The organism is Arcobacter arenosus (assembly GCF_005771535.1).
Taxonomy (GTDB): domain Bacteria; phylum Campylobacterota; class Campylobacteria; order Campylobacterales; family Arcobacteraceae; genus Halarcobacter; species Halarcobacter arenosus.
Map to the genome: position 1 here is coordinate 223,079 of NZ_VANU01000002.1, position 19,615 is coordinate 242,693.

Here is a 19,615-nt window from a genome sequence, read left to right on the forward strand (position 1 = left end):
AAATTATTTTAAGTATGGATGTGCTTCTTTGAAAGCATTAACTTCTTTCATAGCAACGGCAATTTGTTCACTTAAATCTGGTAATTTATCATAATCTGTCCAGATAGTATCTTCAACAATATCATGAACAACACCAGCAAGTTCAACAACTTTTCTTTTGTATTTTGCTAGTTCTTTTTTCTTCTCTTTTTGTTCTTCAGTTAATCCTGCCATAATTTCATCTCCTTTTTTCAAATTTATTGTCTATTTTTTATATATTTTTTGATTATATTGCATATAGATTTTCTAACTTTAATTCAGGTTTCTCCCCTAAGTACATTAAGGAATAGGTACCATCTTTTTTGAATTTATAACTATCATAAAGCTCTGTTATCTCTTTTACATCTTTTGGAGCATAGGCGAAAATCTTTTTTAATCCCCTATAGTATAAAACACCCCTTAGAAGTTTTTCTGCATCTAAATAAGACTCACTTTGCATAAGCCAAGGTGAAACTCTAATAAATCTTTTATTTACTACATATGAGTGTAAAAACCCTGTTTGGGTTGATAGTTTTAAAGAGTTTGAAAAGGTACAATCTGTTTTTATGTAATCTTCTCTATTGTCCATAAATACTTGTTTATCAATTTTTATTGAAACATCATCATAGTTTTCACCACTAACTTGTTTTGCAATAGAGTTTGAAAAATTAAAAGGAACTGCTTCTCCACTATGCATATATCTAACAAATAGAGAATGTTCTTGAAAATTAAAAGCTTCAACAAACTGTTTTTTCTTAAAATCAATTAATACAAAAATATTCATACTAGAAGTGTTTTGTATGAGAAGTTTTAAAAGTCTTGTTAAAACCTCTTCATAGTTTTCTAAAACATTTATAACATTTATAAAAATGTGTTTATGAAATTCATAGGCACTAACTACACCAACAATATTTCCATTTTCATATGCCGCAAAGCAATATTGTGGAAATACATTATAGGTTTGTTTTAATAACTCCAATTCAAAAAGTTTATCACTTTCTAATAAATCAGAGATATCCTCTTCAAAATCGTTTCTTAAATATCCAACGAACATAGGTATAACTCTTTTAATTCAGTACTATCTAATACTTTTTTTCTATTTGTAACAATCTCTCTTACTATTGGTAAAAGTTCTTGAAGTCTTTTTTTATCGGGATTAATTCCCATTGCTTGTAAGTGATATAATAAAGTTGAGGTTCCTGAATGTTTTCCAATAGGAAAGGCTCTTTGTAAACCAACTTCATTTGGGGTAAATGGTTCATAAGCTGATTTTGATTTCATCATTCCATTTACATGAATTCCTGATTCATGGGCGAAGATATATTCACCAATAATTGGAAGATTTGTATCTATTCTTCTATTTGAGGCGAGACTAACACTTTGAATTAAAGATTTTAATTTTTCAGAGTTTATATCTACATTTTTTCCAAAAAGTCTTGTTAAGCTCATTAAAACCTGCTCGAATGATGCATTGCCCGCGCGTTCACCTAAACCTATTACAGTTGTATTAGCACTCATTGCTCCTGCTTCAAAACCAGAAATTGCATTTGCTGTTGCCATACCAAAATCATTGTGTGTATGCATCTCAATATCGAGCAGTTTTAATGAACTTAACTCTTTTATATTTTTATATGTTTTTTGGGGTGTTAATATCCCAACGGTATCACAATACCTAAATCTATCAGCTCCTATAGATTTTCCTAAACTCATAATCTCTTTTAAAAAATCTAAGTTAGCACGGCTAGAATCTTCCCCTCCAATACATACAAAAAGCCCCTCTTTTTTAGCTTCTAAAACTACAGTTTCTAATTGTCTTAAAAGTTTGTCTTTATCTCCACCAAATTTCACATCTATTAAGATGTCTGAAACAGGGATTGATAAATCAACGGCTTTTAATCCACAATTTATTGAAGCTTCTAAGTCATTAAGAGTTGCTCTATTCCAACTCATAATTCTAATAGGTAAATTTAATGCTAATATCTCTTTAAGATCATCTTGCTCTTTTTGTCCCATTGCTGGAATTCCAACTTCAAGTTCATCGGCACCAGCTTCAAAAAGTTTTTTAGCAATATCTAATTTTTCTTTAGTATTAAATGCAACATATGGGGCTTGTTCACCATCTCTTAAAGTTGTATCGTTTATTAGAAACATTTAATTTACCTCTTTATTAGTATTAAACTAATAGATGCAAAAAGTGTTCCGTTTATAAATATTATGGGGATGAATTAGGGATTACCCTAATTCAGCTTCTAACTGTTTTTCTTGGAAGAAATATTTTTTTGCAGCTTCAAAAACAGATTTTTCTATTGGTTGAAGTGCGTATGAATCATCTGAGATTAAGTTAATTGTATTAAGTTCATCTTGTGGACAACCACCTATTTTTTCTGTTAAAAGAATATCAATATCTTTTAGTGTATTTTTAATCTCTTCAATTGGATAAGAACCATCACAATCTTCAGGCCCTTTACAGTAAGCATTTTCAACTTTTCTATGCATTACAAACTTAAGTGCTTTGTCTCCAACTTCGTAGATTAAGAACTCTGTTGCATTACCAAAGTGTTGGTTGATTGTTCCCTCTCCAGCAGTTGTTACAGCTACAAGTTTTGTTTCACCTGTACTACTTAATTCCTCTTTTGAAGCTTGTTCGATTTTAATTCTATCATTCGCAGCATCAAGTGCAGCTCTCCAGTTTTCAATAACTTCGTGCTTTTTCTTTCTACCTTCAATATCATATTGCTCTTCTAAAGCTTCCCAAGTCATATCTTGGAATACATCAGGAGTAAACTCTTCCCCTCTATCTTCACCAATTAAACCAACAGCATCTGCTCTACACTGTCTACAGTGGCTCATTAGTTTCATATCCATACCACATGCTTCTTGTGCAGCCATAACCTCTTGGTCAGTTGCACTTCTTTGTCCATTTAATCCATAATATGTACCATACTCTTCTTTAGAAAGTAAAGGCATAATATTATGTAAAAATACACCAAGTTCTTTAAGCTTTTTAGCTACATTTGGTAATTCTTGGTCATTAACTCCTGGAATAAGTACTGAGTTTGCTTTTACTAAAATCCCATTTTCAACTAACATCTTAATACCTTTTAGTTGTTGTTCTAAAAGAATTTTTGCACCCTCAGCTCCAAATACTTTTTTGTGATTCCAGTGAACCCATGGGTAAATTTTTGCACCAATTTCACCAGTTTCATCAACAGAATTGATTGTAACTGTAACATGGTCAACATTATATTTTATCATCTCATCAACATAATCTGGAAGTTTAAGTCCATTTGTTGATAAACAAAGTTTTTGATCTGGCGCTTTTTCGTGTAACATTCTAAATGTGTCGAATGTTTTTTTAGGGTTAGCTAAAGCATCTCCTGGTCCAGCAATACCAACAACTGAAAGTTGTTGAATATCACCACCAACATATAATACCTTTTTAACAGCATCTTCAGGACTTAATTTATTTGAAGTAACACCTGGTCTAGATTCATTTGAACAGTCAAACTTTCTATTACAGTAATTACATTGAATATTACAAGCAGGGGCAACTGCTACATGAATCCTTGCATAGTGTTGGTGAGCCCCTTCACTATAACATGGGTGATTGTTAATCTTATCCATTACCTCTTGTTCTAAACTTTCTTGTGTGCTACTTGATGTACATGAACAACTCATCATCTCTCCTTTTAGCATTTTTATTGAAAATGAATAATGCACATAGTGTTCCATTGAAAAGAAATTAGAATTTGGGAATAAAAATTGCATATAAGTGGATAATTTTAAAAGGAATTTCTATGACTATTCAAGAACAAATAAAAGAACAATTGATAAAAGAAGTGTTTTCAAATATAGACAATATATATGAATTTATGGATACTAGATACAATTTAGATAAACCATGTAATGATGCTGTGGTTAAAAAACTGAATGAATTAAAAGATGTAATTTATAAGGTTTCTGGACTTAGTGAATTAAACTAAAAATATAAGATTTTTTACTTTTTGAAATCTATATTTCTCTTGCCACATCTAGGGCAAGGGTTAGCATTATTTGCATAACAAGTAAAACAATACATCTCATCACAGGATTTACAAGTGAATTTACAATGTTTGCAAACATAAATTGGCTTTTTTTCATTTTTCCACTCTTTTTTTTTAAATAAACCAAAAAACATATATACCCCATTTTTCAAACTGTTTTAACATTCTAGTTTAAAAGAACTAAATTTTTATTGACATATGTCAATGATATACATTATCAAAATTGCTATATTTGTTTTTTCATTTTTTAAATAAGGAATAATTTGCAATTTTCAACAAATCAAAATGGTTTTATACCAAAAATAGAAGAGAAATGGTGGGATAGATTTACTTCTCAATCACACCAGTTATATTTTACCGCTGCAATATTTTTTGCTTTTGTTTCTATGTTATTAACATTTATATCGTTTTTAGGAAAATTACCTTTAGATTTTGCCTTAATTCATGGCTTTGGATTAAACTATACAGTATTTACAAATGCTTTTTTAGGTTTTCTAATAACTGTTATGCCTAAGTTTAATGGCTCAAAAGTTATTACAAAAAACGAATATTTAATACCTTGGTTTATTTTCCAAATGGCTTCTATATTAGTTTTAATTGGTTTTGAAAAAATAGGAAAAATAGTAGTTGCTTTAGTGATGTTTTATTTTGTAAAGATTTTTTATGACACAATAAAACAAGGTCGTGCAACTTTTAAAAAAGATTCAATTTATCTAAATTTAGTATTTTTATTTGGTGCAATTTTTTTAGTTTTAGAAGTTGTTTTTCAAATAAATTTATCTTTACTTATCTTTTTTTCATATTTAATTAGTTTAGTTTTTTTAGTTGCCCAAAGAATGATTCCTGCATTTTACAGTTCATATATGCAAACTTTATCATGGAAAAAACCAAAATATATAAGAGAAATATCAACACTTATATTTTTGTGTTTAGGTATATCTTTACAATTTGAATTCTCTTTATTCTTAAAAATTAGTTCTTTTGTTGCGATGATATTTTTTGGATATATTGTTATCAATTTAAATATTTATAAAAAATCTCCTGCAATTATCTCAATAAAAGTTATCTCTTTTATTTGGTTTGAAATAGGTTTTATAGCTTTATTTATTGAATCAATTTTTGAAATTTATTCTTTAAAACTGTCATTACATATTTTCGCTTTAGGATTTGTTGCAACTTTACTTATAGGTTTTGGAAGTAGGGTTGTTATGGGTCATGCAGTACCAGCTCAAAAAATTATTGCAGATAAAATTACAAAATTTGTATTTGTTTTAACACAAGTGGTGCTTGTATCAAGAATATTAGCCTCAGTTTTATTTTTAAATGATTCAATGATTTATATGGGATTTTTACACCTTAGCTCTTGGCTTTGGATTTTTATGTTTATAATTTGGTCAGTTAGATATGCAAAAACATTAGTAAGAATAAAACAATAAAAGGAAAATAGATGAGATATCCAAAATTTTTTGATGAAATTGAAACCATAAAATTAAAAGATGAACTATCAGCAATCTTAGGTTCAGTGGAAAATGGTGAAGTAGAGTTTTCATATTTAGATATAGTAAAAAGTGCAGGGCACTCGTGTCCAACTGTTGCCGGAGCATATCTAATGACACAAGTTGCCCTAAAAGAACTTTACAAAAATGAAACCCCTAAAAGAGGTGAGATTTTTGTAAGTTTTAAAGAGGATTCAAAAGATGGTGTTGCAGGAGTTATTGCAAATGTGATAAGCCAAATTACAGGTGCTACTGAAACTTTAGGTTTTAAAGGTTTAAATGGTAGATTCACTAGATATGGATTAATGAAATTTAATGATAAAATTACTACAAATGTAAAGTTTACAAGAGTAGATACAAAAGAATCAGTAGAAATTATCTATAATCCTACTTTGATTGAACCAGATAAGAAAATCCAAGAGATTATGCAAAAACTAATGGAAAATAAAGCAACAAATGATGAAAAAATAGAGTTTGGAAAACTTTGGCAAGATAGAGTTGAAAAAATATTTAACAATAAAAATAGGGTAATAAAAATATTATGACAGAAGAAAAATTTCAAAGTGAAGTTGATACTTTAAATAGATTTTTTACAAAATATTGTAAAGATAAACATACAAATCAAAAAAACAATCTTTATAAATTCAAGTATAAAAATCTTTCCTTTGAAACTTCTATCTCTCTTTGCGAGGAGTGTAATACCTTAATCTCTTACTCTTTTGATAGATTAAAAGAGTGCCCCCATGAGATTAAACCTAGATGTAGAAATTGTGAAAATCCATGTTATGAAAAAACTCAATGGAAAAGTTTATCTAAAGTTATGAGATATAGTGCAATAAGATTAAATTTAACTAATAGAATAAAAAAAATATTTTCTTGACCTGAGTCTATTTTTTTTCCACAATTTTTTATTACAATTTTTCAAACAATATAAAAAAAGGAGAAGAAATGAAAAAAGTTTTACTTTTAAGTTCAGTGTTAGCTTGTGTTGCTTTTGCAAATCCATATGCAAAGTGTGTAGCATGTCATGGTGCAAATGGTGAGAAGGTTGCTTTAGGAAAATCTAAAATTATTAAAGATATGACTAAGCAAGAGATTGTAGATTCACTAAAAGGTTATAAAGATGGATCTTACGGTGGAGCAATGAAAGCTCTTATGAAAGGACAAGTTGCCTCTTTATCAGATGCCGATATCCAAGCTATCGCAGAAAAAATTGGTAAATAAGTAATTTAACAATTAAATCAATAGGTGATGAGTATAAGTAATAGTTTTAGTCAAAGTTACTGTAGTTTATACCCATCACCAATTAATTCATAGTAATTTCAATCATTTTACCATTTAAAATTTCACCGAATTCTACCCCATAACTATAGCATTGGTTTAGCTCCTCTTTTGTAGGGATTAATTTTATTTTCATAGATTCCATTGGAGGTACTCTAAAGCTTAATGATTTTAGCCTATGGTTAATCATATCAACAGCTTCGCCACTCCAACCATATGAACCAAAAGCACCACCGGTTTTTCCACGTTTTTCTAGATACATCATACAAGAGAGTAAATCCCAAACTGGTTTAGGAGCATCGGAGTTAATTGTTGGTGACCCAATTAAAATTCCATCACTTTCTTCTAAAATATTTATCATATTTGATTCTTCTAGGGAAGTTAAATCATAAACATTTGCTATAATCCCTTCAACACTTTCAGCTCCATCGAAAATTGCTTCAGCCATGTCTCTTGTATTTTTATAACTTGTAATATAAAAAATTGATAAAATCTTATTCCCATGACTAATCTCTTTATAATCTTTTTGACTCCAATTTCTATAATATTCCATATATTTATAGGGTTTTTGTCTTAATATTGGACCGTGTAGAGGTGCTATTATCTCTATACTAAGTTTGTCATACAGTTTTAAAGCATTTAAAACATAAGATTTAAAAGGTCTCATAATATGGTCATAGTAATATTTAAAAGCATAAAAGAAATCGCTAACTTGGTCATCAAACAATCTTTTATCATGGTAATGACTTCCAAAAACATCCCCTGAAAATAACAAACAATCCTCTTCAACAAAAGAACTCATAGTTTCAGGCCAATGTAAATAAGGGGTTGTTAAAAATCTAATTGTTTTATTTCCAAGTTTTAAACTTTTATTTGTCCAAACAGTTTCAAAGTCAATATTTTCTCTATGGGTAATCGATTTTAACATAGATGTAGCTTGGGGTGATATTAAAACTTTTACATCACTATTTACTCTATTCATAAGCTCAGGTATTGCTCCTGCATGATCAGGTTCCATATGGTGTAAAATCACATATTTTATTTCATCATAAGAACATAAACTTTCAATTTTTTTAAAAAATTCCTCTTGGAATTCTACTTTTACAGTATCAACAATTATTACACCTTCATCAGTTTTTATTAAATAAGCATTGTATGATGAGCCATTAGCTGTTTTCATAATAATATCAAAAGTTCTAATATCAGGGTCAAAGGCACCAATAAAATATATATCGGGTGCAATCTCTATTGGCTTATTAGTATCCATAATTTATCCATCTTTTTATTTAGCTATTAATCTTCTCATCCATATTGGTGGATTTTCTTGCATCTTAATTAAAGAGCTTAGAACATCTTCAATCTTTTCATTTTCACGGCTTGATTGCATAGGAAAAATTTGACATTTTTTTACCATCATTGCCGCTTTTGGTCCAATTTGTTGAACATATAAAATATCACTATCTTCTAAGCACTCAATTTTATATGTAAGTTTTTCAATCTCATCATCAATCTCAAGTGAAGAATCAATTGATTTAACAAAAGTATATTCATCACCATGAATCTCATAGATATAAAACTCCTTGCACCAACCAAAATGTTGATTAACGTGAATATTGTCTTTTGAAGCAAATGCAATTCTCATAATATAAATATCCTAACTCTTTCATCAATAACTTTTTGCATAGTATCAGCAATCATTGAATAAGTTCCAGTACTTGCAATAGAACATCCAACACATGCACCTTGATAAGCTAATCTAATCTCAACTTCTGGGTCACTTATGTAATCAATTAAAATGATGTTTCCACCATCTTTTAAAAGTATTGGTCTAATAAATCTATCTAGGGCATCATTTATAATCTCTAATTGTTTCTCTTTTGTTTGTGCTCTGAAATCAGTATTTAATTCACAAACATCATTTAACGGTTTATCCATTCCTGTTAATTGTACATTTGCCATAGCATGACCATTTTGTGCAGCTTTTAACATACAATCAAATCCCTCTTTAACTAAATCAAGTTTTGTTCTATCTTGTAGTAAAAGTAGGGCTAATCTAAAACAAGCTTGGGTATGGTTTTTAGCTACGGCTCTTCTAAAATAGTCTATAGCTTTATCTAAATCCTCTTCTACCCCAATTTTTGTTTGATACATTAAGGCTAAGTTGAAATTTGCTGAGTCGTTATCATATTTACTTGCTTCTTCAAACCACTCTTTAGCTTTTGTATAATCTTTTTGAACACCTTCCCCTTTTAGATACATTAATCCAAGGTTTGCCATTGCTCTATCATTTTTTATTTTTGCTTCCTCTTCCCAAATAGAAAGTGCTGTTTCAAAATCTCTACTTTTATATGCAGCTAGTGCTTCTTTATGTCTCATAAAATTTCTCCCTTCCCCTGGATTTGGAAGCTCATTTCCCATAACCAGTTGTTTATGTATATGTTCTATTAAATACTTATGGGCAAGTTCTATTGCTTCTTCATAATCTTCACTTGCCGCTTTTATATCAAAATCTAAAAATTCAACTAAATATGCATCACCTAGCTCATTTTCCCCACTATAACACTCAAAGGGATAATCTAAAGATGCATAATATTTTAAATCTTTTTCCAATTATTTATTCCTTAGAACCACATGTGCAACTTGTACTACCTGAATCAAGTAGTGTTTTTGCATTATCTTTAGTAACTACAATTGTGTCTTCATTTAAAAATTTTTGATAAATCTCATCAATTGAAAAAAAATTCTTTTTTGAAGTAAATACTTTTACTTGCTCTTCATAAAGGGTATTAAATACACCTTCTCCCATGTGATAAAAAATAGTACTAGTAGCACCACTTTTTTTTACAAATTTTGCTGTATCTAAGCCACTTCCACAACCATCATTTTTTTCAACTGTCATCTCTCCAGTTAAAGTATTTAAAAATGCAAAAAAAGGTGCATTTCCGTATAAATCTGAAATAGTTGTTGAACTACTTTTACTTAGTGGTATTGCTAACATTTTTTTCTCCTAAGCAATTATCTTATGAGGTTATATGCAAAAACTGTTCCGTAATTTATAAAAAACACTTAAAGGGAATAGAAATTGCACATATTAAGGAATAAAAAACTAGCTGAAGGGGAAACCTTCTGTAAGGAGTAGACAATGGTAAATAAAAAACTAATTAGAGAACTATTAAGTGAAACTGCGTGTTCACATAATAAGACTAAAAAATCTTCATGTGATAAACCAAAACCAGGGGCAACTTCTGGTGGTTGTGCCTTTGAGGGTGCTCAAATTGCACTATTTCCATATGCTGATGTTGTTCACCTTGTTCACTCTCCTTCAACTTGTATTGGAGCCTCTTGGGAAACAAGACAAACATTAACTTCCCACAAAGGGGAAAACAATACTGTGACAGGATATACAACAGATGTTAGTACAAATGATGTAATTTTTGGGGGAGATAAAAAACTTGAAGACTCAATTGATTATATTGTTGAACATAAAAATCCTAAAGGAATTTTTGTATATGAAACCTGCGTTACAGCTATGATTGGTGATGATATAGATAATGTTTGTAATAGAATGGAAACAAAACACAAAATTCCAATTGTTGTTATTCACTCTCCAGGATTTGTAGGAGGTAAAAACTTAGGTTCAAGACTTGGTGGAGAATCGGTACTTCATCAACTAATAGGAACAAAAGAACCTGAAGAGATTCATCCCTTTGGTATAAACTTAATAGGTGAATACAATGTAACGGGAGATATGTGGCAATATACTCCAATTTTGGAGAAAATAGGTATTAAAATTGTTTCAACTTTAGCTGGGGATGGAAGAATTGAAAATATCCAAATGGCACACACTGCAAAGTTAAATGTAATTGTTTGTGCTAAATCATTAATTAGTTTAACAAGAAAAATGCAAGAAAAATATCAAATTCCATATATCTCTATCTCATTTTATGGTAAACGTGATACTACAAATGCAATTAGAAGTATTGTAAATGCCTTTGGAGATGAAGAATTAACTGCAAGGGCAGAGAAGGTGATTGCTGAAGAAGAGGCAAAACTAGAAGAAGCTTTAATACCTTATAAAAAAATACTTGAGGGGAAAAAAGCTATTTTGAATACAGGTGGAAATAAAACTTGGTCTATTGCTTCAGCTTTACAAGATATTGGAATTGATGTTGTTGCAACAAGTGTTAAAAAAGCAACTTTAGAAGATAAAGAGATTTGCGCAAAATATGTTGATATTTTAATGACAGACCCAGGAACTGAACAAGCAAAATTAATTGATGAGCATAATGTTGATATTTTATTAGCAGGTGGTAGAAGTTTATATACTGCAATTAAGAAAAAAGTTTCATTTGTAGATGTAAACCAAGAAAAGAAAGTTAGTTATGGAGCATATTCTGGTTTAATTAATTTAGCAAAAGATGTAACACACGCTGTAAATAATAGGGTTTTTAAAATAGTTGCAAATCCAGAACCATGGAAATAAGCTTTTAGTAATAAATACTTTCTTTCTTTAAAAGAATCTCGTTATAATTGTTTTTTTAGAAAAGGAAGATTTTGGAAAGTACAAGTGTAAAAAACTATTTTTTCTATTTTGCAAGTTTAGTTTTAATTGTTGCAGGGATAAAAGCTGCAGCTGAAATAGTTATTATCCTTTTTTTAGCAATTTTTATAGCTTCAATTATTTCAACATTTATTAATTTCCTAGAACAAAAACACATCCCAAAAATAATAGCTTACCTTTTTGTATTAGGTGGCTTTGTATTACTAACTATCCTTTTAGGGTATGTTTTAAATATATCTTTAAAAGATTTTATATCAAACCTTCCACAATATGAAAAACAACTACAAGCTTTAGTTGTAAAAGGTGTATCTTTTGCTGAAACTTATGGTTATGAAATCGATAAAAACACTATTTTAGATGCTTTAAATCTTAACTCATTTTTTGGTATTACAACAAATTTGATTGGTAGTATAGGAACTTTTCTTTCTAAGTTTTTACTGATTATCATAGGTATTGCTTTTATATTAGCAGAAGCAAAATCCTTTGAAAAAAAATTAAAAGTAATATTTGATAAAGATAGAAAAAAACTAGAGCATTTTAAACTTTTTTCATCAAATATTCAAAAATATTTTTCTGTTAAAACAGCAACCAGTTTCTTTACAGGTTTTCTTGTAACTATAGTTCTAATGTACTTTGATATTGAATATCCAATTCTTTGGGGTGTTATTGCTATGCTTTTTAATTTTGTTCCCGTTGTAGGTTCAATTATTGCAGCAATTCCAGCTATTTTATTATCACTTGTTAGTGGTGATTTAAATACAACTTTAGTTTTAATTGTTTTATATGTTTGTATCAATGTAGGTATTAGTAATATTATTGAGCCAAAATTTATGGGAAAAGAATTAGGTCTTTCACCAATGGTAATTTTCTTTTCACTTATTTTATGGGGATGGGTTTTAGGACTTGTTGGAATGTTCTTAGCAGTTCCTATTACTATGACATTAAAAATAGCCTTTGATTCAGATAAATCAACTAAATGGCTATCTATTTTAATGTCAAATATTGGGAATAGAAAATAGTTTTAATCTTTTTTGGTAACTAAAGAGAGATTATTTAAATCATATTTTTGTAGATTATCAAGTATTTTTACAACTCTTTGATATTCAACATTTTTATCAATTCTAACTATAATTGTTCTTTTTTTATTATCTATTTTAGATAATTGTCTATCAAAATCTTCTAAAGAAACCTCTTCCCCAAATAAAGCTAATTTATCCCTACTTAGTTCTATAAAAATCTCTTTTTCTTTTATTTCTAAAGCTTGTGCTTGGGAACTAGGTAAATCTAAAACTAAGGCCAATTCCTCTTTTTTAAAAACAGAAGATACTATGAAAAAAATCAATAATATAAAAACAACATCAATTAAAGGGGTTAAATCAGGTGTAATTGATTCTCTTTTTTTTCTCATAATTTTGAAATAACTCTTTCTTCAATTTTATGTTCAATGTTATCAATAAAACCAACTAAGTAGTTATATCCAATATAATGGGGAATTGAAACAATTAAACCAGCAACGGTTGTAATAAGTGCAACGGAAATACCTGTAGAAAAAATGGCCGGATCACCAAGTCCAGATTTTGAAATGGCATCAAAGGAGTTTAAAACCCCAACAACTGTTCCAAGTAATCCTAATAAAGGTGAAATTGAAGCTATGATTTTAACTGTATTTAAACCACTTTCAAGGCCATTTAAATATTTATTTAAAGCATTTTGAATAGTTTTTTCCTCATATTTTCTATCATTGTTTTCTAATTGATTCACAATTTTTTGGGCAATTGCTTCTTTTCTTAGTTTTGCTATCATAATTATTAAAAATTTCCATAACATAATAGAAAATCCAATAATATTTAACCCAATTAGGATATAAACAATAGTCCCACCTCTGTTGATGTAATCTATCAAATTTAATTCATTTACGTGATTTATTAAACTAATTAACATATTTCTCCTATGCTCTTAAAATTTTATAATTTATTGGTATCTCTATTACCCATTTATTTTTTCCCAACTCATCAGGGATTGGCTCAAACTTTGAGATATTGTTCAAAAGCTCAAGGGCTGCTTTATTTAACTTTTTATATTTTGAGCTATCTTTTAAAGAGATATTTTTAAAAGTTCCCTCTTTTGTTATTAGAAACGAGACAATAACTCTTCCTTGTTGCTTTAATCTTTTTGCACTATTTGGATAGATTTTTTTATCCTCAATTAGATTCCTTAATTTATTTAAATATTTATTTTTAATAACATTAAGTTCTTCAACTGAAACCATTTTTTCAACTTTTTTAGGTTTTACAATCTTTTTTGTAACTTGTGGTTGAGTTTTTGTAGTTGTTTTTTCTACAACTTTTTCAATAGTTTCTTTCTTTTTTATCTCTTTTTTTAAAACTTTCTTTTCTGCCTTTTTTGCAACTTTTTTAAGAACCTTTTGTTTGACAATCTTTTTCACTTCTTTTTTTTGCTCTACTTTTTTAATCTCAGGTTTTTTAAGAATCACCTTTTGTAATGAGATTTTTTGAACCATTTGAGGCTCATTAACTACAACTTTTTCTATCCTCCTTTCTGTAGATGCAAATAAAGTAAAATGGACAAACAAAATTAAAAATACTGATGTAAGCATTAGAAATTTATTTAACATTTTGGAATTTTATATCAATATTGATAATAGTTATCTTAATTATAATAAAAAATTGTAATATTTTCGATAATCATTATCATTGTTAATATAAAATTAAGATTTTTTTGTTAATATTCCGTTGACTTTTGATTTAATTTCATTTAAAAACTGGAGAGAAATGGAAAAAAATATTAACAGTAAAGAGATCTTTAAAGGTAAAAATACAGTAGTGATTGTTCATGATGGACAAGAATACTATCTACGAATTACAAAGTCAAATAAACTAATTTTAACTAAATAAAAAACTAGCCAGCCAATCTTAAATAGCCAGCAAAAATATACACAATATAAGGATAAATATGGATATTAAATTATCAAAAATAACTGCTGCATTTTTAATCGCACAAATTTCACTGTTGGCTGACAATACACAATTGGAAGATTTAGAAGTTGTTAGTTCAGCCTTTGATACACAAGTTAAATCAGTATCATCAAAACAACTTGAAGAGCAACAAGCAAGTGATGTTAAAGATATTTTAAAATCACTTCCAAGTGTTATCGTTGATGGAAATGCAAGATATGGACAAAGAGTTTATGTAAGAGGTTTAGAAGATAAATATGGAAATATTACAGTTGATGGGGCAAAATTAGGGGGACAACTTTTCCATCACTCAGGAGATCAAACAATTGATGCTTCTCTTCTTAAAATCACATCTGTAGAACTTGGACCAAACTCAGCATTAAGTGGAAGTGGTGTTATCAATAGTTCATTTGTATATGAAACAAAAGACCCAAGTGATTTTCTAAAAGAAGGTGAAAAACTTGGTGGAAAAGTTACTTTAGGATACCAATCAGGATATGAAAGAAAAAGTGGTACAGTTGCTGTCTTTGGAAAAATAAATGAAAAGATTGAATTTGTTGGAATTGGTACCATTGCCGAAGATGGGACTTTACATTTAGGAAATGGCGATAAAATAAATTCAAAAGAGAGTAAATTAGAAAGTGGTTTGGCAAAACTTGTATTTAAACCAAATGATTACAACACTTTTAAACTATCATTTAATAAATATAAAGATGGCGGAAATAGACAATTAACGGGTGAAAAAATTGGTACGGACTTAAATGATAATGACTATAATTCAATCTCAAGGGATACCCTTACTTTAAAATATAACTATACCCCAGATAGTGAACTGATTAACTTTGAAGCAAAGGTTTATACAAATAAACAATACCTTACAAGGGAAGCAACAACTGGTACAGATACTACTTCGGGACTTACTTATACTGAACCCCAAAGGGAATATATAAATAGTTCTATGGGATATGATTTTAGAAATAGTTCATTAATGGGAATCCATAAAATCACATATGGGACTGATTATACCCATGAAAAACAAGAGATAGAAGCGGACTCATTAAGAGTTTACTCTGATTCTTCCACTTTAGATTTAAATTTTGATGGTGGTGAAACTAAAGATTATGGTTTATACCTTGAAGATGAGATGGCTTTTGATAAACTAACTTTAACTTTAGGGGCAAGATATGACCACTATAAATTAGGAGGTATTTATTCTGGAGTATTTAATCACCTATCACCAAAAATGAAAGTTAAATATCAAGCAACTGACAAACTTACATTAAAAGCTGGTTATGGACATATTTTTAAAGGTCCAGCACTTAGTGAGACAATGTTATTATCTTCAACTGCCGTACAATCATCTGATACTAAAGCTCAAATAGGTAACAACTTTGAACTTGGATTTGATTACTCTTTAACAAATGCTTTAAATGCTGATGATTCTATTTTTGGTTTTAATATATATAGATACAATGTTGATAACTATTCTACTCTTACAAGAAATAGTGCCCTAGAAAGCCAAAGTGATGTAGTGATTTGGGGAACAGAAACAATGTTCTCATATACTAAAGGTAAACTAGGTTTTAATGCCAGTCATACCTATACAGATGGTAGTCAAAAAGATTTAGCAACGGGAATTAATTATGACCCTCAAACTGCAAAAATTCATGTATTTAAAGTTGGAGCAAACTATAAACTAACAAATGAATTTAAAGTAAATTATAGTGCTGAATACGTACCAGGCAATAGTTGGTTAAATTATTCATCAAGAAGTGGTCTTGTAACAAAGTATGATAGAAAAACTTATTCTGTACATGATATAAACTTCACATACAATCCAAATAGTATGAAAAACACTACATTTAATTTTGGTATTGGAAATATTTTTGATAAATCATATGTAAGACACAGTGCATTTCTTGCTCAATCATCAACAACTGATAAATCATATGAAGTTGGAAGAAACTTTAAATTCCAAATCTCTTATAGATTCTAAAAAATTGTACAAAGGATAATAATGAACAAAAAAACAATTATTTTACTCTCATTATTTTGTAGCCAAGTGTTACTACATGGTGAAAAATTAGAAGAGGTTTATGTTACAGAAAAACAAGAATCTTATTTTGAAAACTATTCAACAAGTAGTACAAAAAGTGAAAAAAGCGATAACAAAACACCAAGTAGTATTATTGTTACAAAAGAGAATCTAATAAATGATATACAAGCACAAAGAATAGAAGATACATATGATTATACAACTGGTGTAACAAAGGTTGGTAAAAATGCTGATGCAATTATGATTAGAGGGTTTGAAACTAGTTTAGAAAATTTAAAAGTAAATGGAATGTCTGGTTCTATTAGTAGAATGGGTTCACCCTCATCATCAAATGTTGAAAAAATTGAAATTGTAAAGGGACCAAGCTCTGTATTATATGGATCAATGGAACCTGGAGGTATGGTTAACATAATAACTAAAAAACCTTATGGTGTAGAATCTTATTCTCTTGAAACATCATTTCAAACATATATGTCCGGTGTTTCTTCTTTTGGGGAAGATAATGGGATAAGAACAAGTTTTGATGCAAATATTCCTTTAAGTGAAAATCTATATTATAGATTTATTGCTGCATATGAGAATTTAAACTCTTACAGAGATAATGTAGATTTTCAAAATCTATATATCTATCCTAGCTTATTATGGAATGTAAATGATGAAACATCTTTATTAGTTTCAATGGAGTATGGTAAAGAAGATGGTAGTGCAGACGATGGATTAGCTGTAATTAATCATGATATCTCTACAGCTGCATCTATAAATACTGTTTATCAAGAAGAGAGTGATTTTGATAATGATGAAGGCTTTTCTCTTGATTTGAGTTTAGATCACTTTTTTAACGATAATTTATACTCAAAGTTTTCATGGAGAAGTGTAATTCATAATGATGAAAGAAAATTATATGAACAAACTTCGGTAAACTCTATAGCTCAAACTATTAAAAGAAGAAATAGACATCAATATAATGAAAGAGATTGGCATAGTTTTGATGCAACTTTAAATTATGATACAAAAGTATTAGGTTTAGAAAACAGTTTATTAAGTGGAATTTCTGGAACATATAGAAAAACTGACTATGATAGAATTATTCAAGGAAGTAGTAATAATGTATCCCCAGATATTAGTATTTATAATCCAGTTTTAGGGGGAACAGCATCTTCAAATTCAGGGAATAGAAGGTTAACAGAATATTATAGTTCAGGCATTTATTTACAAGATAGTTTATCTTTAAATGAAAACTTAACACTTGTTGGTGCTACAAGATTTGATAGAACAAAAATCGACTTTATTTGTAAAAGTGGTTCTTGTAATGATGATTCAACAAGATACTCTAGTAATATAACTGGTTCACTTGGATTAATTTATAATCTAAATAATATCGTTTCTTTTTATGGAAATATTGCACAAAGTTATAACCCAATAACTGCCGAGAGATTTGATATTAATGGTCAAGGATTGGAAACAGAAAAATCAAATCAAATTGAATTAGGAACTAAACTAAATTTTTCAGAAAATCTAAACTCACATTTTGCTGTTTATAAAATTTTAAAAGAAAATGTATCAGAAAAAGTTTCAGGACAAAGCTATTATGAAACAATTGGAGAAATCGAATCAAAAGGATTTGAGACAGAACTTCAATGGTTACCCACTGAAAACTGGCAATTATCTTTGGGATACGCATATAATAAAGCAAAATATACTACCGGGTCTAGCATAGGAAATCAACCAAAAAGTACTCCAAAAAATACTGCACAATTATTTACTAGATATATCTTTCCTACTAAGGTTTACAATGGTACTTTAGGAGTAACATCAGGGGTGGTTTTTAGAGATTCTATTTATACTAGTTCCTCTGAAAATACAAGGGTAAAGCTTCCATCTTACACTAGATATGATTTAGGATTAAGTTATATAAAAAAAGATTGGGAATTTAATTTAAACATTGAAAATTTAACAGATAAAGTTTATTATGAATCAGGGACAAATGATTATAAAATTTTCTCAGGAGAGCCAAGAAAACTAACTTTAAGTGTTAAAAAAAGTTTTTGATAGGGATTTAAATGTATAAAAAAATTTGGTTTAAATTCCATTTATATTTAGGATTAATTGCAGCAGTGATTTTATTTACTGTTGCAATAACGGGGGCAATTTTATCTTTTGAAAAAGAGATTATTCAATTTATAAATAAAAATAGTTTTATAGTAAAACCCTTAGAAAATAAATTATCTCAAAAAGAGATTTTAGTAAGGTTTCAAGAAAAATTACCCAATGAAAAAATTAGAGCACTTACTGTTTTTAGTGATAAAAAATCTTCATATATAATAAATGTTGAAATAAAAGGGGCAAAAGGCAAAGCCGCCTTTAAAGGGAAAAACTACTATATAAACCCATATACAGTGGAAATTTTACCTGATATTATAGGTGAAAAGAGTTTTAAAACCATAGAATTAATTCATAGAGGTTTAATAGCAGGAAAAGTTGGGAAACAAATAGTTGGTGCATCTGTAGTATGTTTATTAATTTTAATTGTAACTGGAATAATAATATATTGGGATAGGCTTAAAAAAGCTTTTATAAAAAGTTTGACCTTTAGTTTTAAATCAAAAGGGAGAAAACTTCTATCAACTATGCATAGTTCTGTTGGGATGTGGATTATTCCATTTTTATTATTAGCTAGTATTACAGGTCTTACTTGGTCTTATTCTTTTGTAAAGGATTCTTTATATTTTATTGCAGGTGTTGAAAAAGTACAACGTAAACCTTTAAAAAGAGATATTGGGGATGATAAAAAAGATTTAAAATTACCCTTAGATGAGATACAAAAAACTTTTGATATTTTTGAAGAGAATATTAGCAATTATAAATGGGTAAATTTAAGATTTGAAAATAAAAATGGTATTTACAATATTAGTTATCTGAAAAATGATGCCATACATTATAGAGCTAGAAATCAAGTACAAATTGATTCAACTAATAAAAAAATTATAAAACATGAGCAATTTAGTACTTTACCTTTAAATGAAAAGTTAATTAAAAGCATTTATCCTTTACATACAGGTGAATATTTTGGTGTTTTTGGACAAGTTTTAATGTTTCTATCAAGTTTAGCATTAGCTATGCTTTGTGTGACGGGTGTTTTAATGTATATAAAAAGAAAATTTTAGAGCGTATCTACTTAAAGGTAG

23 protein-coding genes are annotated in these 19,615 nt (G+C 28.8%); 11 read left to right on the forward strand and 12 right to left on the reverse strand.

What is annotated here, in order from left to right; all coding sequences use genetic code 11:
- Positions 1-3: 3 nt before the first annotated feature.
- The 4 genes from FDK22_RS05550 to nifB form a co-directional block, all read right to left on the reverse strand.
- The gene (locus FDK22_RS05550; RefSeq protein WP_138151918.1) at positions 4-213 is read right to left on the reverse strand and encodes a CCE_0567 family metalloprotein; all 210 of its coding nucleotides are present in this window, start codon (positions 211-213) and stop codon (positions 4-6) included.
- Between the two features lie 52 nt (positions 214-265).
- On the reverse strand, positions 266-1,072 hold the full coding sequence (locus tag FDK22_RS05555) for a hypothetical protein (RefSeq protein ID WP_138151919.1): 807 nt from the start codon (positions 1,070-1,072) through the stop codon (positions 266-268).
- Positions 1,054-2,169 (reverse strand): homocitrate synthase, encoded by a 1,116-nt coding sequence (nifV, locus tag FDK22_RS05560; protein WP_138151920.1) that lies wholly within the window; start codon positions 2,167-2,169, stop codon positions 1,054-1,056. The genes FDK22_RS05555 and nifV overlap by 19 nt, the downstream gene beginning before the upstream one ends.
- Before the next feature lie 81 nt (positions 2,170-2,250).
- Complete coding sequence (gene nifB, locus FDK22_RS05565; RefSeq protein WP_138151921.1) at positions 2,251-3,696, reverse strand: nitrogenase cofactor biosynthesis protein NifB; 1,446 nt, start codon at positions 3,694-3,696, stop codon at positions 2,251-2,253.
- A gap of 119 nt (positions 3,697-3,815) precedes the next feature.
- On the opposite strand from nifB, the gene FDK22_RS05570 reads away from it, so the two are divergent.
- Positions 3,816-4,001 (forward strand): hypothetical protein, encoded by a 186-nt coding sequence (locus FDK22_RS05570; protein WP_138151922.1) that lies wholly within the window; start codon positions 3,816-3,818, stop codon positions 3,999-4,001.
- 28 nt (positions 4,002-4,029) lie between these two features.
- On the opposite strand, the gene FDK22_RS15880 is transcribed toward FDK22_RS05570, so the two are convergent.
- The gene (locus FDK22_RS15880) at positions 4,030-4,158 is read right to left on the reverse strand and encodes a hypothetical protein (protein WP_276309170.1); all 129 of its coding nucleotides are present in this window, start codon (positions 4,156-4,158) and stop codon (positions 4,030-4,032) included.
- Between the two features lie 166 nt (positions 4,159-4,324).
- Between FDK22_RS15880 and FDK22_RS05580 the strand changes: the two genes are divergently transcribed.
- The 4 genes from FDK22_RS05580 (at position 4,325) to FDK22_RS05595 (ending at position 6,781) form a co-directional block, all read left to right on the forward strand.
- Complete coding sequence (locus FDK22_RS05580) at positions 4,325-5,497, forward strand: NnrS family protein (RefSeq protein WP_171012924.1); 1,173 nt, start codon at positions 4,325-4,327, stop codon at positions 5,495-5,497.
- An 11-nt stretch (positions 5,498-5,508) separates the two neighbouring features.
- Positions 5,509-6,102 (forward strand): FmdE family protein, encoded by a 594-nt coding sequence (locus tag FDK22_RS05585; protein ID WP_138151925.1) that lies wholly within the window; start codon positions 5,509-5,511, stop codon positions 6,100-6,102.
- A complete protein-coding gene (locus FDK22_RS05590) occupies positions 6,099-6,437 on the forward strand; it encodes a nitrous oxide-stimulated promoter family protein (protein WP_138151926.1) in 339 nt (112 codons plus the stop codon). The genes FDK22_RS05585 and FDK22_RS05590 overlap by 4 nt, the downstream gene beginning before the upstream one ends.
- 68 nt (positions 6,438-6,505) lie before the next feature.
- Positions 6,506-6,781 carry a c-type cytochrome gene (locus FDK22_RS05595; RefSeq protein ID WP_138151927.1) on the forward strand — a complete coding sequence of 92 codons (276 nt, stop codon included), beginning with the start codon at positions 6,506-6,508 and terminating at the stop codon, positions 6,779-6,781.
- An 82-nt stretch (positions 6,782-6,863) separates the two neighbouring features.
- Here FDK22_RS05595 and FDK22_RS05600 read toward each other — a convergent pair whose 3' ends face one another.
- From FDK22_RS05600 to FDK22_RS05615, 4 genes are read right to left on the reverse strand one after another with little or no spacing between them, the layout of a single operon-like run.
- Positions 6,864-8,105, reverse strand: a complete 1,242-nt coding sequence (locus tag FDK22_RS05600; protein WP_138151928.1) for an FprA family A-type flavoprotein — start codon at positions 8,103-8,105, stop codon at positions 6,864-6,866.
- A gap of 15 nt (positions 8,106-8,120) precedes the next feature.
- Positions 8,121-8,480: a NifB/NifX family molybdenum-iron cluster-binding protein gene (locus tag FDK22_RS05605; RefSeq protein WP_138151929.1), complete on the reverse strand. Its 360-nt coding sequence runs from the start codon at positions 8,478-8,480 to the stop codon at positions 8,121-8,123.
- A complete protein-coding gene (locus tag FDK22_RS05610; RefSeq protein WP_138151930.1) occupies positions 8,477-9,448 on the reverse strand; it encodes a NifU family protein in 972 nt (323 codons plus the stop codon). The genes FDK22_RS05605 and FDK22_RS05610 overlap by 4 nt, the downstream gene beginning before the upstream one ends.
- Before the next feature lie 4 nt (positions 9,449-9,452).
- Positions 9,453-9,836 (reverse strand): NifB/NifX family molybdenum-iron cluster-binding protein, encoded by a 384-nt coding sequence (locus FDK22_RS05615; RefSeq protein ID WP_138151931.1) that lies wholly within the window; start codon positions 9,834-9,836, stop codon positions 9,453-9,455.
- Between the two features lie 144 nt (positions 9,837-9,980).
- On the opposite strand from FDK22_RS05615, the gene FDK22_RS05620 reads away from it, so the two are divergent.
- Together FDK22_RS05620 and FDK22_RS05625 are read left to right on the forward strand one after the other, a co-directional pair.
- Complete coding sequence (locus tag FDK22_RS05620) at positions 9,981-11,321, forward strand: nitrogenase component 1 (RefSeq protein ID WP_138151932.1); 1,341 nt, start codon at positions 9,981-9,983, stop codon at positions 11,319-11,321.
- Between the two features lie 71 nt (positions 11,322-11,392).
- Positions 11,393-12,418, forward strand: coding sequence for an AI-2E family transporter (locus FDK22_RS05625; RefSeq protein WP_138151933.1), 1,026 nt, complete (start codon positions 11,393-11,395; stop codon positions 12,416-12,418).
- A 2-nt stretch (positions 12,419-12,420) separates the two neighbouring features.
- Here FDK22_RS05625 and FDK22_RS05630 read toward each other — a convergent pair whose 3' ends face one another.
- Genes FDK22_RS05630 through FDK22_RS05640 form a run of 3 tightly spaced genes read right to left on the reverse strand, consistent with a single transcriptional unit; the run spans position 12,421 to position 13,920 of the window.
- Positions 12,421-12,807, reverse strand: coding sequence for an ExbD/TolR family protein (locus FDK22_RS05630; RefSeq protein ID WP_138151934.1), 387 nt, complete (start codon positions 12,805-12,807; stop codon positions 12,421-12,423).
- A complete protein-coding gene (locus tag FDK22_RS05635; RefSeq protein ID WP_138151935.1) occupies positions 12,804-13,340 on the reverse strand; it encodes a MotA/TolQ/ExbB proton channel family protein in 537 nt (178 codons plus the stop codon). The genes FDK22_RS05630 and FDK22_RS05635 overlap by 4 nt, the downstream gene beginning before the upstream one ends.
- Before the next feature lie 7 nt (positions 13,341-13,347).
- Positions 13,348-13,920 (reverse strand): energy transducer TonB, encoded by a 573-nt coding sequence (locus FDK22_RS05640; RefSeq protein ID WP_212744982.1) that lies wholly within the window; start codon positions 13,918-13,920, stop codon positions 13,348-13,350.
- Between the two features lie 271 nt (positions 13,921-14,191).
- Here FDK22_RS05640 and hemP point away from each other — a divergent pair, with 271 nt between their 5' ends.
- From hemP to FDK22_RS05660, 4 genes are read left to right on the forward strand one after another with little or no spacing between them, the layout of a single operon-like run.
- The gene (gene hemP, locus FDK22_RS05645; RefSeq protein ID WP_138151937.1) at positions 14,192-14,314 is read left to right on the forward strand and encodes a hemin uptake protein HemP; all 123 of its coding nucleotides are present in this window, start codon (positions 14,192-14,194) and stop codon (positions 14,312-14,314) included.
- A gap of 58 nt (positions 14,315-14,372) precedes the next feature.
- Positions 14,373-16,370 (forward strand): TonB-dependent receptor domain-containing protein, encoded by a 1,998-nt coding sequence (locus tag FDK22_RS05650; RefSeq protein ID WP_138151938.1) that lies wholly within the window; start codon positions 14,373-14,375, stop codon positions 16,368-16,370.
- A 21-nt stretch (positions 16,371-16,391) separates the two neighbouring features.
- Complete coding sequence (locus FDK22_RS05655) at positions 16,392-18,479, forward strand: TonB-dependent siderophore receptor (protein WP_138151939.1); 2,088 nt, start codon at positions 16,392-16,394, stop codon at positions 18,477-18,479.
- Positions 18,480-18,490: 11 nt separating this feature from the next.
- Positions 18,491-19,594: a PepSY-associated TM helix domain-containing protein gene (locus FDK22_RS05660; protein WP_138151940.1), complete on the forward strand. Its 1,104-nt coding sequence runs from the start codon at positions 18,491-18,493 to the stop codon at positions 19,592-19,594.
- Positions 19,595-19,615 lie beyond the last annotated feature (21 nt).